13 protein-coding genes and 1 pseudogene are annotated in these 15,769 nt (G+C 69.7%); 5 read left to right on the forward strand and 9 right to left on the reverse strand.

Annotated features, from left to right (window positions below):
* Positions 1–121: 121 nt before the first annotated feature.
* The gene (locus ABH927_RS07355) at positions 122–3,529 is read left to right on the forward strand and encodes a BTAD domain-containing putative transcriptional regulator (protein WP_370019277.1); all 3,408 of its coding nucleotides are present in this window, start codon (positions 122–124) and stop codon (positions 3,527–3,529) included.
* A 28-nt stretch (positions 3,530–3,557) separates the two neighbouring features.
* Here the strand turns inward: ABH927_RS07355 and ABH927_RS07360 are convergent, their stop codons facing one another.
* From ABH927_RS07360 to ABH927_RS07370, 3 genes are all read right to left on the reverse strand, one after another.
* Positions 3,558–4,049, reverse strand: a complete 492-nt coding sequence (locus ABH927_RS07360) for an ATP-binding protein (protein WP_370019279.1) — start codon at positions 4,047–4,049, stop codon at positions 3,558–3,560.
* A gap of 209 nt (positions 4,050–4,258) precedes the next feature.
* Positions 4,259–4,957 carry a hypothetical protein gene (locus ABH927_RS07365; RefSeq protein ID WP_370019281.1) on the reverse strand — a complete coding sequence of 233 codons (699 nt, stop codon included), beginning with the start codon at positions 4,955–4,957 and terminating at the stop codon, positions 4,259–4,261.
* Between the two features lie 9 nt (positions 4,958–4,966).
* Positions 4,967–5,527, reverse strand: a complete 561-nt coding sequence (locus ABH927_RS07370) for a hypothetical protein (RefSeq protein WP_370019282.1) — start codon at positions 5,525–5,527, stop codon at positions 4,967–4,969.
* A 298-nt stretch (positions 5,528–5,825) separates the two neighbouring features.
* On the opposite strand from ABH927_RS07370, the gene ABH927_RS07375 reads away from it, so the two are divergent.
* Positions 5,826–6,728 carry a helix-turn-helix domain-containing protein gene (locus tag ABH927_RS07375; protein ID WP_370019283.1) on the forward strand — a complete coding sequence of 301 codons (903 nt, stop codon included), beginning with the start codon at positions 5,826–5,828 and terminating at the stop codon, positions 6,726–6,728.
* A gap of 4 nt (positions 6,729–6,732) precedes the next feature.
* Here the strand turns inward: ABH927_RS07375 and ABH927_RS07380 are convergent, their stop codons facing one another.
* The 5 genes and pseudogenes from ABH927_RS07380 to ABH927_RS07400 all read right to left on the reverse strand — a co-directional run.
* A complete protein-coding gene (locus ABH927_RS07380; RefSeq protein ID WP_370019285.1) occupies positions 6,733–7,650 on the reverse strand; it encodes a LysR family transcriptional regulator in 918 nt (305 codons plus the stop codon).
* A gap of 81 nt (positions 7,651–7,731) precedes the next feature.
* Complete coding sequence (locus ABH927_RS07385) at positions 7,732–8,244, reverse strand: ABC transporter permease (RefSeq protein ID WP_370019286.1); 513 nt, start codon at positions 8,242–8,244, stop codon at positions 7,732–7,734.
* 324 nt (positions 8,245–8,568) lie between these two features.
* Positions 8,569–9,633 (reverse strand): beta-propeller fold lactonase family protein, encoded by a 1,065-nt coding sequence (locus tag ABH927_RS07390; RefSeq protein ID WP_370019287.1) that lies wholly within the window; start codon positions 9,631–9,633, stop codon positions 8,569–8,571.
* A 384-nt stretch (positions 9,634–10,017) separates the two neighbouring features.
* On the reverse strand, positions 10,018–10,440 hold the full coding sequence (locus tag ABH927_RS07395) for a hypothetical protein (protein ID WP_370019688.1): 423 nt from the start codon (positions 10,438–10,440) through the stop codon (positions 10,018–10,020).
* Positions 10,441–10,449: 9 nt separating this feature from the next.
* Positions 10,450–10,626: pseudogene (locus tag ABH927_RS07400) on the reverse strand (protein-L-isoaspartate(D-aspartate) O-methyltransferase); the annotation flags it as partial.
* 290 nt (positions 10,627–10,916) lie between these two features.
* On the opposite strand from ABH927_RS07400, the gene ABH927_RS07405 reads away from it, so the two are divergent.
* The 3 genes from ABH927_RS07405 (at position 10,917) to rocD (ending at position 13,558) form a co-directional block, all read left to right on the forward strand.
* Complete coding sequence (locus ABH927_RS07405; RefSeq protein ID WP_370019288.1) at positions 10,917–11,366, forward strand: Lrp/AsnC family transcriptional regulator; 450 nt, start codon at positions 10,917–10,919, stop codon at positions 11,364–11,366.
* 105 nt (positions 11,367–11,471) lie between these two features.
* Positions 11,472–12,317, forward strand: a complete 846-nt coding sequence (gene ddaH / locus ABH927_RS07410; protein WP_370019289.1) for a dimethylargininase — start codon at positions 11,472–11,474, stop codon at positions 12,315–12,317.
* The gene (gene rocD, locus ABH927_RS07415) at positions 12,314–13,558 is read left to right on the forward strand and encodes an ornithine--oxo-acid transaminase (RefSeq protein ID WP_370019290.1); all 1,245 of its coding nucleotides are present in this window, start codon (positions 12,314–12,316) and stop codon (positions 13,556–13,558) included. Before ddaH ends, rocD begins: the two co-directional genes overlap by 4 nt.
* Before the next feature lie 108 nt (positions 13,559–13,666).
* Here rocD and ABH927_RS07420 read toward each other — a convergent pair whose 3' ends face one another.
* Positions 13,667–15,286, reverse strand: a complete 1,620-nt coding sequence (locus ABH927_RS07420; RefSeq protein ID WP_370019292.1) for an alkaline phosphatase D family protein — start codon at positions 15,284–15,286, stop codon at positions 13,667–13,669.
* Positions 15,287–15,769: the final 483 nt, after the last annotated feature.

Genomic DNA, 15,769 nt, shown 5'->3' on the forward strand with positions numbered 1-15,769 from the left:
CCTCTCGCAGGTGGTCGCCTCCACTCTCCGGCCGGTTTCTTGGAGCCCTCTTGAGACGGTCTTGGGACGGATGGCCCGAAGTGACCTACGATGTCCGCGTGCTCAACGGACCGTTCCGGCGATGATCCGCATTCGTGTGCTCGGCGCGTTCGACGCCGAGGTGAACCGGACGACGGTGCAGCTCGGCGGGCCGCGCCAGCGCGCCGTGCTGGCCCTGCTCATCGCCGCCAGGGGCGACGTGGTGTCCGTCGACCGGCTGATCGAGGACCTGTGGCGCGGGGAGCCTCCCGCGAAGGCCATCGCGTCCCTCCAGACCTATGTCGCCAACCTGCGGAGGGCCCTGGAGCCCGACCGGCCTCCCCGCGCGCCTGCCCGCGTCCTGGTCAGCGCGGCCCCCGGCTATGCCGTACGGCTGGGCGGCGACGAGGTGGACGCTTGGCGGTTCGAGCGGCTGGTCGAGGAAGCGCGGCAGCGGATCGAGAGCCGCCCCTCCGAGGCCAGGACCCTCCTCGGTGAGGGGCTGACCCTGTGGCGCGGGCAGGCGTTCGCGGAGGTCGCCGACGAGGAGTGGGCCGTCGCCGAGGCCGCCCGGCTGGAGGAGCAGCGGCTGGCGGCCGGCGAGCTGTTCGTCGCGGCGACGCTCCGCTCGGCGCCCGCCGCCGACGCCGTCCCGGTGGCCGAGATGCTCACCCGGAGGCAGCCGCTCCGCGAGGAGGGCTGGCGATTGCTGGCCCTCGCGCTGTGGGGCAGCGGACGGCAGGCCGACGCGCTGTCCGCGCTGCGCCGCGCCCGCCACACCCTCGCCGACGAGCTGGGCCTCGACCCGGACCCCGCACTGGTGACGCTGGAGGACGCCATCCTCGGCCAGCGGGTCGAGGTGCTCCACGCCTCGCTGGGCGACGGCAAGCGAGGCCGACCAGCCGCCTCCGTCCCCGTAGCGGCCCCAGCTGACGGCTCCCCCCGCCTCACCTCGCCTGACGGCTCCCCCAGCTTGGCCCCGGCGCACGGCGCGCCCGGACGGCCGGCGCTGTTCGTGGGACGTACGGCGGAGCTGGCCACGCTCGACGAGGCCGCGCGGGACGTGCTGGCCGGGATGCCCCGCATCGCCGTGGTGACGGGCGAGGCGGGAGCGGGCAAGTCGGCGCTGCTCGGCCGCCTGCAGGAGGGCCTCGACCCGGCGAGCTGGCTGGTCGCGGTCGGCCGGTGCCCGGAGACCGACGGCGCGCCCCCCGCATGGGCCTGGCTGGAGGCGCTGCGGCCGCTGGCCCGCGTCGTGCCGCCGGGCGAGCACGAGGCCGCGCTCTCCCCGTTGCTGGGCGAGGGCCACGTGATCGAGGACGCCTCGGCGGGGCGCTTCCGCCTGCACCGGGCGGTCTCCGCGTGGCTGCGGGCCATCGCGGGAAACCCCTCCAACGGCGCGCGGAGGGCGCTGGCCATCGTGCTCGACGACGTACACCGCGCCGACGCCGAGACCCTGGCCCTGCTCGCCTCCGTCGCCGGGGAGCTGGCGGGCACCCGCATCCTCCTCGTCGTCGCGCTCCGGCCGTCGGACGTCACGGAGGCGCAGGAGGACGCCCTGGCAGCGCTGGCGCGGCACTCCCCCGTGCGGGTGCAGCTCGGCGGGCTGTCCGGCGCCGAGGTCGAGACCCTGGTCACCTCGGTGTGCGACCGGCCGGTCGATCCGGCGACCCTCTCGTCTCTCGCGGAGCGCACCGGGGGCAACCCCTTCTACGTCTGGGAGAGCGCCCGGCTGCTGGCGAGCGAGGGCACGCTGTCCGATGTGCCCGAGGGCGTGCGGGACGTCCTGCGGCGCCGTCTCTCGCGGCTGCCGGCCGCCGCCGTGAGCGTCCTGCGGCTGGCCGCCGTCGTGGGCCGTGAGGCCGAGGTGGAGGTGCTCGTCAACGCCGCCGACGGCACCGAGGACGCCGTCCTCGACGCGCTGGAGGCGGGCGTCTTCTCCGGCCTGCTCACCGAGCCGTCCCCGGGCCGCGTCAGGTTCGTCCACGCGCTCGTGCGCGACACCCTCTATCAGGACCTGTCCCAGGTGAGGCGCACCCGGATGCACGCCCGGGTCGCCGCCGCGCTGCGGGAGCTCCACCCGGACGACCTGACCGCCCTTGCCTATCACTACGCCAGGGCCGCGTCGTCGGCGACTGCCCCGATGGCGGTGGACTACTCCGTGCGGGCGGCTGAGATGGCCACCCGGCGGTACGCGCACGACACGGCCGCCGAGCTGCTGTCCCAGGCGCTCGACTGCTTCGACCGGGTGGCCGGGGCGGCGGACCACGACGCCAGGCGGGTGGCGCTGCTCGGCGAGCTGCTGCGGGCCCAGGTCCGGGCGGGCGACGTCGTCGCCGCGCGGGCGTCCAGGCAGCGCGCCGTCGGCATCGCCGTGCAGTCGGGCCGCGACGACCTGCTGATCGCCGCCTTCACGTCCTGGACGGAGGCGACGCCCTGGCAGACCCGCCCCTACGGGACGATCGACGCCGACGCCGTGCGGCTGCTCGGCCGGCTGCTGCGCCGTACCGACCTGGAGCCGGTCACCCGCTGCCTCCTGCTGGCGGCCTTCGTCGCCGAGATGGACAGCGAGGGCGACCCGCGCAGCCTCGCCGCCGCCCAGGAGGCGGTGGCGCTGGTGGAGCACCTCGACCACCCGGCCTTGAAGGCACTGGCCATCACCCTGCTGATCAAGGAGACCTCCTTCGAGCACGCCCCGGACGAGCGGGCCGCGCTCGCGATTCGGCTGCGGGCGCTCGCCGACGACCACGACCTGGTCGTTTACCGGTGGTTCGCCGAATACACCCTCGCGACGGCGGCGGGAGACGCGGCCATGCTCCGCGCCCACGTCGGGCGGAGCATGGAGATCGCCCAGACCTACCAGATGGCGGAGGCGCTCTCGGTGGGGATGTGCGCCCAGGCCGTCCTGGCGCACGTCGGCGGACGTTTCGACGAGGCCGAGCGGCTGTACGGCCTGGCCTACGAGAAGATGCGCCGCGAGGGCTCGATACACGCCTACGGCGTCTACAGCATGGCCCTGACGTCGATCCGCATCAGCCAGGGCCGGATCGGTGAGCAGGAGGGACTGCTCCGCGCGCTCTGCGAGCAGTACGGCCCGTCCGGCGCGGACGGCTACGCCCTCGCGCTCGCCGCGAACGGCCGGGTGGACGAGGCGAGGGCGGTGCGAGTCCACCGGCCTCCGCTGCGGAACGACTACTTCCGGGCGGTGTTCGCCACGCTGCGCGCGATGGCCGTCGTCGCGCTCGGGGAGCGGGACGAGGCGGAGGAGATGATGGAGGTGCTCCTCCCCTACCGCGACCAGCTTCCGGGCGCGCCGTCCACGTCACTGGTGCTGCGGCCGGTCGCGCATTCGCTCGGTGAGCTGGCCCTGCTGCTGGACCGGCCCGGCGAGGCCGCCGGGCACTTCGCCCACGCGGTCGAGGTCGCGCGGCGGTGGGACGCGCCGGTGTGGGAGAAGGAGGCCCTGGCGGCGCTCTCCAAGACCGCGCCAAGAGGGCCTCAAGACCGCTGACGACCGCGGGAGCGGCGATGATCGCGTCTCAGGAGTCCCGGACGTCGAAGAGGGCCCAGACGACCTTGCCGCCACCGCGGGTGAGGATCCATCCCCAGGTGGCTGTCAGGGCCGAGACGAGGTGGAGGCCGCGCCCGGTCTCCGACAGGTCGCTTCCGGGGGATATGGCGGGCACCCGCTCGCTCGCGTCGCGGACGGCGCAGCCGATATGAAACCGGTTGTTCACCAGCCGCAGCAGGATGGGCGGGCCGGACGCCGGGTCGGACACGCAGGCGTGCCGGAGGGCGTTGGTCACCAGTTCGGACACCACGAGCTGGGCGTCTTGGACCAGGTGGGGAGCGCCCCAGCCGCACAGGGTCCTGGCGGTGAAGTCCCGGGCGACGGCGGGCGAGGTGGTGCGGCCGTGGAGGGCGCACGTCGCCGACGGCGGGGCGGACAGTTCTGCGACGTCGTCACGGTCGAACGAGGTCAACCATGGAGGCGCTGTCGCGGCCCCCGGGCCCGCCAGATCTGCAGTCATCGCCAGCCCCTGCGGTCGTCACGCGTTACACGTTGTGAACTTCCCTGTCGTCATGTCTCTTGCCCCGTGCCTTGCGGATGCAAGCACACGTGAATGTGCAAAGTTCCCGCTCGGCGAAATTCCGCCTTAGTTCACGGTAAACACGATGTCGCCGCCAGCCGGGGCGCCGTCACCCTCGAGTGACGGCCTTCCCGGCCGCGCGGCTTCGATCAGCCGGAAATCTCAATGTTGTCGAAGTAGGCGCGGAAATCGCCCGTACCACTCGCCTGGTCGTAGGCGACCAGGACCTTGGCGATGGTCTTTCCCTTGAGCCATGTTCCGATGTCGCTCTGGATCTGCGTCCACGCGTTGACGGTGCCCTTCGGGCTTCCGGGATGCATCCGCACTCCGGTCGTCGTGGTCGCGCCCGCGTCCCTCAGCGTGGTTCCGTCCGTCATCACGAGATCGATCGACGTGAAGCGCCCCTTGGCGTCCTTGGGCATGAAGCCGTACTTCAGGACCGTCGTGGCGGTCACCGGGATGTTGACCGCGAAGGCCTGGAAGTACGCGTACGAATGGTCCGCCAGGTCGTCGTGTCCCTGGACTCGCAGTGCGGACAGTCCCTTCTGATGCTCTTCGTTCGCCACGATCTCAAGCCGGGGGGACGCCGTCGCGCCATAACCCGTCACGTTCTTCAGAGCACCGCCATTCAGCGTGTTCACCCAGGTCAAGAAGGCATCGGTGTCCTTTTCCAGGCCGGTGCGGAAGAAGACCGGACCCAGGGAGCCGGGGATGGGCACCGTCGTGACGAGCGGATCCAGCCTGCCGATCATGCGGATCGCCTTCCCGGCCAGACGCAGGTAGAAGTCGGACGACAGGTATTTGCCGTCCGCACTCGTGGTCTGGAAGTACTGGTTGGACGGGATCATGGACGAGTCTTAGGCGGTCTTCGCGATCGCGGTGGCCTCGTCGTATTCATCGAACATCGCGATGAATGCCTGCTTTATGTTGTTCTGTCGCAGAGCGACGGCCTGCTGCCAGAAGAAGTCACCGCTCCTGCGCGGAATGACGTTTCTCGCTCCGCCGTTCCAGTTCGACCAGGCGAAGCCGGAGTAGATGACGGGCTGGTACGCCTTTCCGCGAGCGGTCAGGTAGTCGCGGTCGGGGACCAGATAGTTCTGGACGAGGTCGGAGCCCGTGTAGCCGACCGTCCAGGGGGAGATCATGTCGAAGGCGTCGTACGCCGCGGTGTAGCCCGGTTTGGCGCCCGCGCTGTTGGTCCGCCAGCCCCGGGGAACGCCCCCTATCACGTAGGCGCCCTGGCTCTTGAACCAGTTGACGAGGCTCACCGCCTGCGCGACGCCGCCAGGCCTGCCGGTGAATCCGAAGCCCCACAGCTCGACGACCGGCTTTCCGCCCTCCCGCGCGTACGCGGGCGAGTCGGTGAGCCGCCGACCTGGGGTGAACCCACGACCCCGGCCCCCAGGAATGCCACGCAAACGAGGAACAACCGAAGACAGGTCTTCCACCGTGTCATGAATTCCCCAGTCGGATAGCGGGTCCCAACATCGCGACGAAACTAGGGATGGATACGACAAGTGTCAATACAAGAGTTAAAAGAAGTCCCGACCTGCGGATTCCCCGTTAACCATGGACCGTTACACATACGGCCGGCGAAACGGGCGGCGATCACCACTGGCGAACGGCGTCGTGGACCCAATACAGTGATCATCTGTCCGCAACACCGCCGCAACGAGAGACTGGTTCACTGAGAATCATGTCCGCCACGGAGTCCACATGAACACGGCACAGGCGGCGAACGCCGAGCCGGCGCGGATCGGAACGGCGCGGGGCGGACCGACCGTCCTGCGCATCCTCCTCGGTGCGCAGCTCAGGCGGCTGCGCAAGGAGCACGGCATCACGCCGGAGAAGGCCGGGAGCGCCATCAGGGCGTCCCACGCGAAGATCAGCCGCCTGGAGCTCGGCCGCGTCAGCTTCAAGGAGCGCGACATCGCCGACCTCCTCACGCTGTACGGCATGACCGACCCCGCCGACCGGGCCCCGCTGCTGAGCCTGGCGCGGGAGGCCAACACACCCGGCTGGTGGCACAAGTACGGCGATGTCCTGCCGAGCTGGTTCGAGGTCTACATCGGGCTGGAGGAGGCCGCGTCGGTCATCCGCAGCTACGAGCTCCAGTTCGTCCCCGGCCTGCTCCAGACGCCGGACTACGCCCGCGCGGTCATCCTGCTCGGCAACCCCAACGCGTCGGACGCCGAGCTGGACAAGCGGATCAGCCTGCGGATGCGGCGGCAGGAGCGCATCACCGGACCGGACGCGGCGAAGCTGTGGGCCGTCGTGGACGAGGCCGCGCTGCGCAGGCCGATGGGCGGCGAGAAGGCGATGCGCGGCCAGATCGAGCACCTGATCGAGATGACCGGGCACCCCAACGTGACCCTCCAGGTGGTCCCGTTCGAGCGCGGAGGCCACTCGGCGGCCGGCGGCCCGTTCACGATCCTGCGCTTCGAGGCGCGGGAGCTGCCCGACGTCGTCTACCTCGAGCAGCTCACGAGCGCGCTCTATCTCGACAAGCCCGAGGACACCGAGGCGTACATGCAGGTCATGAACACGCTGTGCGTCGAGGCCCGGCCGGCCTTCCGCACCAAGGCCTTCCTGGAGAAGCTGCTCGCGGAGATCCGGTAGACCCTCACGTCTCCGTCAGAGCCGAGAAGAACTCCTGGCACGTCTCCGTGAACGCGATCGCGCGCGCGGTCGGCCGGACTCCCCGGACCGACGCGAGCACCACGTCGAGCGACGGCACGTCGTCTCTGATCGGGACGCTCACGACCCGCCCACCGTCGTAGGTCTGGTCGGTCGCGGACCGCTGGTTGAGGATCGAGTAGCCGTGCCCGCCCGCCACCAGGGACCGCGCCGTCTCGTAGCTCGACGTCCGGAACCGCACCCGGGGCTCCGCCGCGTACAGCGTGCGGAAGTAGTCGCGGCTGCGCGGCAGGTCGAGGAGGATCATCGGCTCGGCCGCGAGGTCGGACAGCGACACCGCGTCGGCCCCGGCGAGCGGGTGGCCGGGCGGCAGCAGCACGTACGGCCTGGCCCGGGTGAGCGGCCTGATGTCGAGATCGAGGGCCAGGTCGATCGCGTAGACCAGAGCGACCTCGCACCGGCCGTCGAGCAGGGCGCTCTCCACGGCGGAGATCTCCCCCTCGGACACCGTCACCCGGACGCCCGGGTGCCGCCCGGCGAAGTGGCGCAGCAGCCGGGACATGTAGAACGGCGCCAGCGTGGTGAGGCAGCCGACGGCGAGCTCGCCGGTGAGCGAGCCCGCCAGCCCGCGCGCCGACTCGGCCAGCGCGGCGGCGCGGGCCAGGAACTCCCGGGCCTCGACGAGGAACCGCTCCCCCGACCGGGTGAGCGACAGCCCCCTGGCGTGGTGGCGGATCAGGAGCTGCACCCCGAGCTCCCGCTCCACCTGGGCGATAGCAGCCGAGATCGCCGACTGCGCCACCATGAGCTCCCGGCTGGCCGCGGTCATGCTGCCGAGCTCGGCCGCCGTTACGAAGTAACGCAGCTGGACGAGGGTGAAGTTGACGTCCGCCACGCCACCCATTGTGACCGCCCCGGGTCCGTACGGCTCCCGCAACCCTCAGGTGGGCCTCCATGAAGTTGCGCGGACCGTTCCATGCCTTGATCAGGCGTTTTCCCGCTGGAAGAGCCGAGTGCCGATGACGACGCCGGCGACGACGAAGACGGCCGACACCAGCACGCCCCACAGGACCTCAGAGGAGGCGTAGGACCCGGCGAAAAGCGCCCGCAGCGCCTCTACGGCGTAGCGGAACGGGGTGAACCGGGAGACGGCGTCCAGCCACGCCGGCGCGAGCGACATGGGCAGCAGGGCCCCCGACAGCAGCATCAGCGGGATCACGAGCGTCGTCATGAGGGGCGCGAAGAGCTCCTGCCTGATCGTCAGGGCGGCGGCGTAGGACACCGACGCGCCGAAGCCCACCAGTCCCGAGCTCATGAGGGCGAGCTGGACGAGCAGGCCCGGCACGAGCGTGTCCCAGGAGCCGACGCCGCTGCGGGCGAACAACGGGCCGAACAGCAGCAGGAAGAAGAGCGGCTGGACGGCGCCGAAGACCACGGCGAACTTGTTCTTGAACGTGGCGCGGAGGTAGTAGGCGGTCAGCGGGATGAGGGCGCTCACGCGGCGGCTCCCTCACGCAGCTCGCGGCCGGTGACCGCGAGGAAGACGTCGTCGAGCGTGGCCGCCCCGTGCGCCGCCTTGAGCTCGGCCGGCGTGCCGGAGGCCACGATCCGCCCATGGTCGATGATGAGGACCCTTATCGCATCGGTTGCCGAATTAATCTCATAGGAATCAAGATCGGCCCGCCAACCCTAAAGATCATTGCAATACGCCGCGGGGCGCATCAAGATCACTATCGACCGCTACGGCGCCAACTCCCATCGATCGACACGCCAGGGTGACCACGCCAAATAGGTCAGGTAGCGGGCCGCCCTCGCTGGCGTTTCAAGGACCGAACCCCTGAGTTTGCTTGATCTTGTTTTTGATGTGACGCCTGATCGTGACGGGCTGGACGGCACTGACAGCACTGGCAACATTGACACGTCCGACGGCTAGACCACCGGGATAACTCCCCACGCCGATGGTGGCGACGACGGTATTCGTCGCGGTATCGATCACCGACACGTTGTTCGAGGTCTGGTTGGTGACGTACGCGCGGGCACCGTTGGGACTCAGAGCCACCCCAACGGGATTAGCCCCGAGCCCGGCCGTGATGGTGGCGACGACCGTGTTCGTCGCGGTATCGATCACCGACACGCTGTTCGAGTTCTGGTTGGCGACGTACACGCGGGCACCGTTGGGGGAGATTGCCAGCAGTGTGGGGTTGGTCCCCACGGGGATGGTGGCGACGACCGTGTTCGTCGCGGTATCGATCACCGACACCTCGTTCGAGCCAAGGTCGGCGACGTAGACGCGGGTACCGTCTGGGGTGATCGCCACCCCCACGGGAGCGTTCCCGATTCCGGCCGTGATGGTGGCGACGACCTTGTTCGTCGCGGTATCGATCACCGACACGCTGCTTGAGTTCGGGGTGGTGACGTAGGCACGGGCACCGTTGGGGGAGATCGCGACCAAGGTGGGACCGCCCGCGACGGGAATGGTCGCGATGACCCTGTTGGCCGCAGTATCGATCACCGACACGCTGTTCGAGTTCTGGTTGGCGACGTAGGCACGGGCACCGTTCGGAGTCACCACCACCCCGATGGGGTTGGTCCCCACGGGGATGGTCGCGATCACCCTGTTGGTCAGGGTGTTGATCACCGACACGCTGCCGGAGTCCTGATTGCTGACATAGGCACGGGTGCCGTTGGGAGAGATCGCAGGAAAGGTCGGAGTACGCCCCACGGAGATGGTGGCGGTCACCGTGTTGGTCGCGGTATCGATCACCGACACGGTATTGGAGTTCCTGTTGGCGACGTAGGCGTACTCCCGCACCTGCGCGGCGGCCCCGGCTGGGGTGGGTACCACCATCAGCGACGCCAGCCCGGCCACGATGGCCGCCGCGCTCACGGATAGCCGGACACGCGACCACCACCCACCCCTATAAGACCGGCCCGGCCGTTCAGGACAGCGATTCTCCGTCGTGTTTCTCGTCCAACGTGGACGCATGAGGACCCCCCATCGAAATGTCAGGGTCCGTTCTACGGCCGCATGGCACCTCGCCCTGGGAACCGCGCGGCCAACTTGCGTTCTCGTTGCCGATAGCTTGATCAACCATCGCTGTCATAGCGACCTTGCTCTATCGCCCGTCTGCCGCGCCGCCGTTGATATCCCGCCATTCCTCGTCACTGACCGGCGACATGCCCAGCAACACAGCCGTCGCATCCACGCCCTCACGGGTCAGACGCCCCCCGTCCATCAGCCCTTGAGCATGCTCACGCTCACGAGCAACGATCACCGCAAGAGCCTCACGCACCCCCGCCAACGTCGCCCGCATGGCCCGAATTTCGTCATCCGTGAGTTCGGCGCATCACCAAAGTTTCGCCGCCCGTACTGCTTCACCTCCTCACCGGACACCCATGCGCCCGACTCGCCGTCCGACAGGTAGATCTCGAAGGAGTCGTCTTGCTCGGTGACTGCCGAAACACCCGGCAGCATCCCGGCCACGGCCACATCCAGCCCGACACCGGCCTTGAAGATCCGCCGAGGGTCGAGGGTCGCCACGGTTTCCCGGTAGCCGCCCGCGTACTTCCAGCCGGGCGGGCGTTGCTCGCGCAGCATCATGTAAGCCGCCCCACCATGCGACAGCCGCCCGATCGCCCGGCCGTCCCGCCCCACGGTGAGCGCCACCTTGTGACCGCCCTCGAACTCCGGCATCCACGGAAGCACGATGACCCCGCCCGGTCGTGTCTGCGCCACCCACGCATACGGCACCCATGAGACGCCGCAGGTGACATGCACCCGGTCATACGGCCCGCCGTCCGGCCAGCCCTCCGCACCGTCCCCCACGACCAGATGAGGGGACAGGCCCGCCTTTGGCAAGGACCCCACCACCCCCCTCACACCCCCTCACCTCCGGCGTGATCATGCATAGTTTCCCGGACAGCCTGATTGAGCTGCCCCAACCCTCGGCGTGATCATGCACATCGCGCCTCGCGACTCGCGCATGATCACCACCCCGGTTGTCGCAGGTCAAGGGCCGAGGCCGGGAGTCTGCGCATGATCACCAATTCGATCGGCGCAGGTCAAAGCCGCCCTCCGGGAACCTGTGCATGATCACGGCCGGAAGACACGGGGGGTTGGGGTCCTATGCGATCGATGCCTCGCGCGCGATGACCGGTATACAGGTCCACGTGAAGTTGGACGAGCTGGACCGCGCCATCATCAAGGCTCTCGTCGAGGACGCCCGCGCAACATATGCCGAAATAGGCGCTCAGGTCGGGCTGTCCGCCCCGGCGGTCAAGCGCCGGGTCGACCGGCTCGTCGCCACTGGAGCGATCACCGGGTTCAGCGCCCAGGTCGAGCCGTCCGCTCTCGGCTGGACGACCGAGGCGTACGTCGAGCTCTTCTGCCGGGGCAAGACGTCCCCATCGGAGATCGCCATGGCGGTCGCCCGGCATCCGGAGATCGTCTCGGCCTGCACGGTGACCGGCGAGGCCGACGCCCTGCTGCACATCCGCGCGACCGACGTGAGCCATGTGGAGCGCATCATCGAGCGCATCGCCGCCGAGCCGTTCGTGGTGCGGACGAAGAGCGCGATCGTACTCTCCCGGCTGATTAACGGATCGCCGCAAACCGGCTGAAGGACGCAACCGATCCCCACTAAGGCGCAACGCGGGCACATTGGCCGCCAGCCTCCCGGTTCCTACGCTGAAGACCTGTTCACCGGTTTCCCGTATGGAGCCCCGATGACCTTGCCCTTCACCGCCACCACCGCCGCCACCACCGGCCAGCGCACCGGTACGGCACGGCACTACCTGATGTGCCGTCCGGAGTTCTTCACCGTGTCCTACTCCATCAACCCCTGGATGGACCCGGACGCGGGCGCCGACACGGCCAGAGCCGTACAGCAGTGGGAGAGCCTGCGGCGGGCGTACGAGAGCCTGGGCCACCGCGTCAGCCTGATCGACCCGGTGGACGGGCTGCCCGACATGGTCTTCGCCGCCAACGGCGCGCTGATCGTCGAGGGCCGCGTCTACGGAGCCCGGTTCGCCCACGCGGAGCGGGTCGCCGAGGGCCCGGCGTACCTGCGGTGGTTCGCCGATCGCGGTTTCGAGACGCTGGAGGCGTCGTTCACGAACGAGGGCGAGGGCGACTACCTGACGCTCGACGAGATGATCCTCGCGGGGACCGGCTTCCGCACCGACGTGGCCGCGCACATGGAGGCCCAGGAGTTCCTCGGCCGGCCCGTGGTCACGCTCCGGCTGGTGGACCCGAGGTTCTACCACCTCGACACGGCCCTGTTCCCGCTCGACGGGACGAACGTGGCCTACTACCCCGAGGCGTTCTCCGCAGGAAGCCGCAAGGTCCTGAAGCGGCTCTTCCCCGACGCCCTCATCGCCTCGGCCGCCGACGCCGAGGTCCTCGGCCTCAACGCGGTCAGCGACGGCCGGAACGTCGTCCTCAACGCCGAGGCAACCGGGCTCGCGCTGGAGCTGAAGCGCCGCGGCTACGAGGTCGTCCCGGTCGATCTGAGCGAGCTGCGCAAGGCCGGCGGCGGCCCGAAGTGCTGCACCCTGGAGATCCGCCCATGACCACGCCCAACGACAACGCGACCGAGGACCTGATCAGGCTCGGCGAGAGCCGCAGCGCGCACAACTACCACCCGCTGCCCGTCGTCATCTCCTCGGCCGAGGGCGCGTGGGTGACCGACGTGGAGGGCCGGCGCTACCTCGACTGCCTGGCCGGTTACTCCTCGCTGAACTTCGGCCACGGCAACCCGGCGATCATCGCGGCCGCCCGCGAGCAGCTCGGACGGCTGACGCTGACGAGCCGGGCGTTCTTCCACGACCAGTTCGCGGCGTTCGTCTCCGGACTGGCGGACCTGTGCGGCAAGGACATGGTCCTGCCGATGAACACCGGCGCCGAGGCCGTCGAAACCGCCATCAAGGTCGCCCGCAAGTGGGGCTACGAGGTCAAGGGCGTACCCGGGGACCGGGCGAACATCGTGGTCATGGAGGACAACTTCCACGGCCGCACCACCACGATCGTCAGCTTCTCCACCGACCCGGACGCGCACGACGGCTTCGGCCCCTACACTCCCGGCTTCCGGATCGTGAAGTACGGCTCGGCCGAGGCGATCAGGGACGCCATCGACGAGGACACCGTCGCCGTGCTGCTCGAGCCCATCCAGGGCGAGGCGGGCGTGCTGGTGCCGCCGGACGGCTACCTCACCTCGGTCCGGGAGATCTGCTCGGAGAGCGGCGTGCTCTTCATCGCCGACGAGATCCAGTCGGGCCTGGGCCGCACCGGGGAAACCTTCGCCTGCGACCACGAGGGCGTCGTGCCGGACATGTACGTCCTGGGCAAGGCCCTCGGCGGCGGCGTCGTGCCGGTCTCGGCGGTGGCGGCGAACGCCGACGTCCTCGGTGTGATCAAACCGGGCCAGCACGGCTCGACGTTCGGCGGCAACCCACTGGCCTGCGCGGTCGGCAACGCGGTCATCGCGCTGCTCCGCACGGGCGAGTATCAGGCCAGGGCCCGCGAGCTCGGGGCCTTTCTCCACGAGCGGCTGCGCGAGCTGTCGGAGGCCCGCGAGGGCCGGCCGGGCATCGTGGCGGTCCGGGGGCGCGGCCTGTGGGCGGGCATCGACATCGACCCGTCGCTCGGCACGGGCCGCCAGGTCAGCGAGGCCCTCATGCGCCGCGGCGTGCTCGCCAAGGACACGCACGGCTCGACGATCCGCCTCGCGCCACCCATCGTCGTCTCCAGGGACGACCTCGCCTGGGCGGTGGACCAGCTCGCCGCCGTCCTGACCGAGCTCGCCGCCGGCTGAGACCATTCCGGTACGGCTCGCGCCCCGGAGCGTGAGCCAAGCCCCCGCTCAGGGGGCACGGCATGGCATCCCCCGTCAGTGCATGATCGCGGACGGGGAAGGCCCAGGTCAGCCGCGCCGTACCGGAACCCGTGCATGATCACGGCGGGGTTGGGTGAGCTGAACCCGGGCCATCTCCTCAAGGGCGGGACGAGCGGTGTGCCAGCTCACGGCCGCCGAGCGGCCGTCCAGGTCGAGTGTCGCCAGCGCGTTGGGGAACCACGGCCCATCGGTGATCTTCCAGCGGAGGGCGCGGCGGGGCAGGCGGGCCATGCGCGCCAGGACGCCGCCGACGAGACCGGCGACGCCGAAGGACCCGATCACGTTGGCCAGTCGCAGCGTGCGGCTCAGCGGGTTGCGGATCGGCGAGCACACCGCCTGATAGATGCGGGGCGAGTCGAGGTCGGAGGACTTCCGCCCGGCCGCCGCGAGGTAGGAGTAGTGGACGTCGCCCGAGAGCAGGACGATCGTGGCCGGGGCCCGTCCGCGACGGCCCGCCGCCACGTCGGCCAGCAGGCGGCCGAGCTGCTCGAACGACTCCCGGAACGCCCCCCAATGTTCCAGGTCGAGGGCCTGGCGGACCTTCTCCCCCCACACCGCGGCCCGGCGACCCCAGGCCCCGCCCGCGACGGCCTCGTTCCAGCTCTCCACGTCGAAGATGCCGCTCGGCAGGAACACCGGCACCGATGATCCGATGATCAGGTGGTCGACGCCGCCGGTGGCGAGGTCGTCGAACCAGGCCCACTCCTGGTCGTCGAGCATGCGGCGGCGGCGCGGGTCGACTTCGCGGGCGCAGCGGGTGTCCAGCATGATCAAACGCGTGCCGCCGATGTCCCTTGTGTAGCTCCACCTCGCCGACGACGGGTCCTCGTCGGCTCCCTTGGCGAACTCGTCCAAGGCCGGCCCGCCGTCCACGTCGGCGCCGTGGATCTGCGCGAACAGGGGGTCGGCCTTCCGCTCCGCGGGCGACAGGTTGCCGATGTGCTGGTACACCCAGTAGGCGCCGAGCGCCGAGGTCACCCGCTTCGGCCACCACGGCACCTCGGCCATCTTCTGGCGCCAGGCCAGGGAGGTGTTCCAGTCGTCGCGCACGTCGTGGTCATCGAAGATCATCGCCGTCGGTACGGTGGACAGCAGCCAGCGGACCACGGGATCGGTCCACGCCTGGCGGTACAGCTCGGCGTACTCCTCGAAGTCCACGATCTCGTCGGGGCCGTCGCTCCTGCGGGCATGGATGAATTCGAGCATCTCAGGCGAGGGCTCGTCGGCGTAGACCTGGTCGCCGAGGAACAGGATGAGGCTCGGCAGGTCCTCCCCGTCCATCAGGCGCATGCCGTACTCGCGGAGCACGTCCACGCCGTGCGTCGCCACGTACTCCTCGTCGTGCGGCACTGTGGTGCGGCAGGAGCCGAACACGACCCGGTTCAGCTCCTCCAGGGGGCAGATCTCGCTGTCGGGGAAGCCGTCGAGCGGCCAGACGCGCCGCCCGTCCAGCTCGACGCTGTACGGCCCGGTGCCTTCGACGTCGACTATCGCGTAATGGTGGCCGTGCAGGGAGAACGTCCGGTCGGTGGCCCGGACGCCGCCGACCGCGATGGCGACCTCGCACGGCTCGGTCGTCTCGACCCATATGGACGCGCTCGTCTCATCGACGTAACGAAGCATGGGGCCTACCAGCAGATCAGGCACGTGACTCCCCTCTAAGCCATTTATGACCATATGCGGGAACTCCACCTGGTGAGTGGGTCAGCCGTCGAGGGACCGCACCAGATGATCGAGCTCGCGCATGAGCTCTTCAGTCGGAGCCGCGCCGTAGGTGGCGAGAATCGCCCGGTGGTGCTCGGCGATGCCCGCCTCCAGGCGGCTCAGGAGGTCACTGCCCCGATCAGCACAAAGAACCGCTACTTTGCGGCGATCTGTGGGCTAATGTCCGCGATAGACCACCACCCGGTCCACGAGCCGGTCCACCGCCTTGGTCAGCTGTTCCACTCGCCGCTGCTCCACAAAGGTGAAATATCTCTCTCACGCCGCCGGAATGGCCTATACCGCTGCGGGCGCGTCCACGATTCGATCAAGAGGCCGGCGAAGCCCCGCCCGACTCCGTACCGTCAACGTCGACGGCACGTGGCCGGACATCCGGGCGTCCGGGCATTTGGCGCATCCAGCCCATCC

Origin of the sequence: Planotetraspora sp. GP83 (assembly GCF_041262585.1) — a bacterium.
Taxonomy (GTDB): domain Bacteria; phylum Actinomycetota; class Actinomycetes; order Streptosporangiales; family Streptosporangiaceae; genus JAOEGB01.

What these genes read in the sequence shown, in the direction of transcription:
- ABH927_RS07360 (WP_370019279.1), bottom strand. Translation starts at nt 4,049, where the DNA reads ATGACTGCAGATCTGGCGGGCCCGGGGGCCGCGACAGCGCCTCCATGG.
- ABH927_RS07355 (WP_370019277.1), top strand. Translation starts at nt 122, where the DNA reads ATGATCCGCATTCGTGTGCTCGGCGCGTTCGACGCCGAGGTGAACCGG.
- ABH927_RS07380 (WP_370019285.1), bottom strand. Translation starts at nt 7,650, where the DNA reads ATGGGTGGCGTGGCGGACGTCAACTTCACCCTCGTCCAGCTGCGTTAC.
- ddaH (WP_370019289.1), top strand. Translation starts at nt 11,472, where the DNA reads ATGACCTTGCCCTTCACCGCCACCACCGCCGCCACCACCGGCCAGCGC.
- rocD (WP_370019290.1), top strand. Translation starts at nt 12,314, where the DNA reads ATGACCACGCCCAACGACAACGCGACCGAGGACCTGATCAGGCTCGGC.
- ABH927_RS07375 (WP_370019283.1), top strand. Translation starts at nt 5,826, where the DNA reads ATGAACACGGCACAGGCGGCGAACGCCGAGCCGGCGCGGATCGGAACG.
- ABH927_RS07395 (WP_370019688.1), bottom strand. Translation starts at nt 10,440, where the DNA reads ATGCCGGAGTTCGAGGGCGGTCACAAGGTGGCGCTCACCGTGGGGCGG.
- ABH927_RS07365 (WP_370019281.1), bottom strand. Translation starts at nt 4,957, where the DNA reads ATGATCCCGTCCAACCAGTACTTCCAGACCACGAGTGCGGACGGCAAA.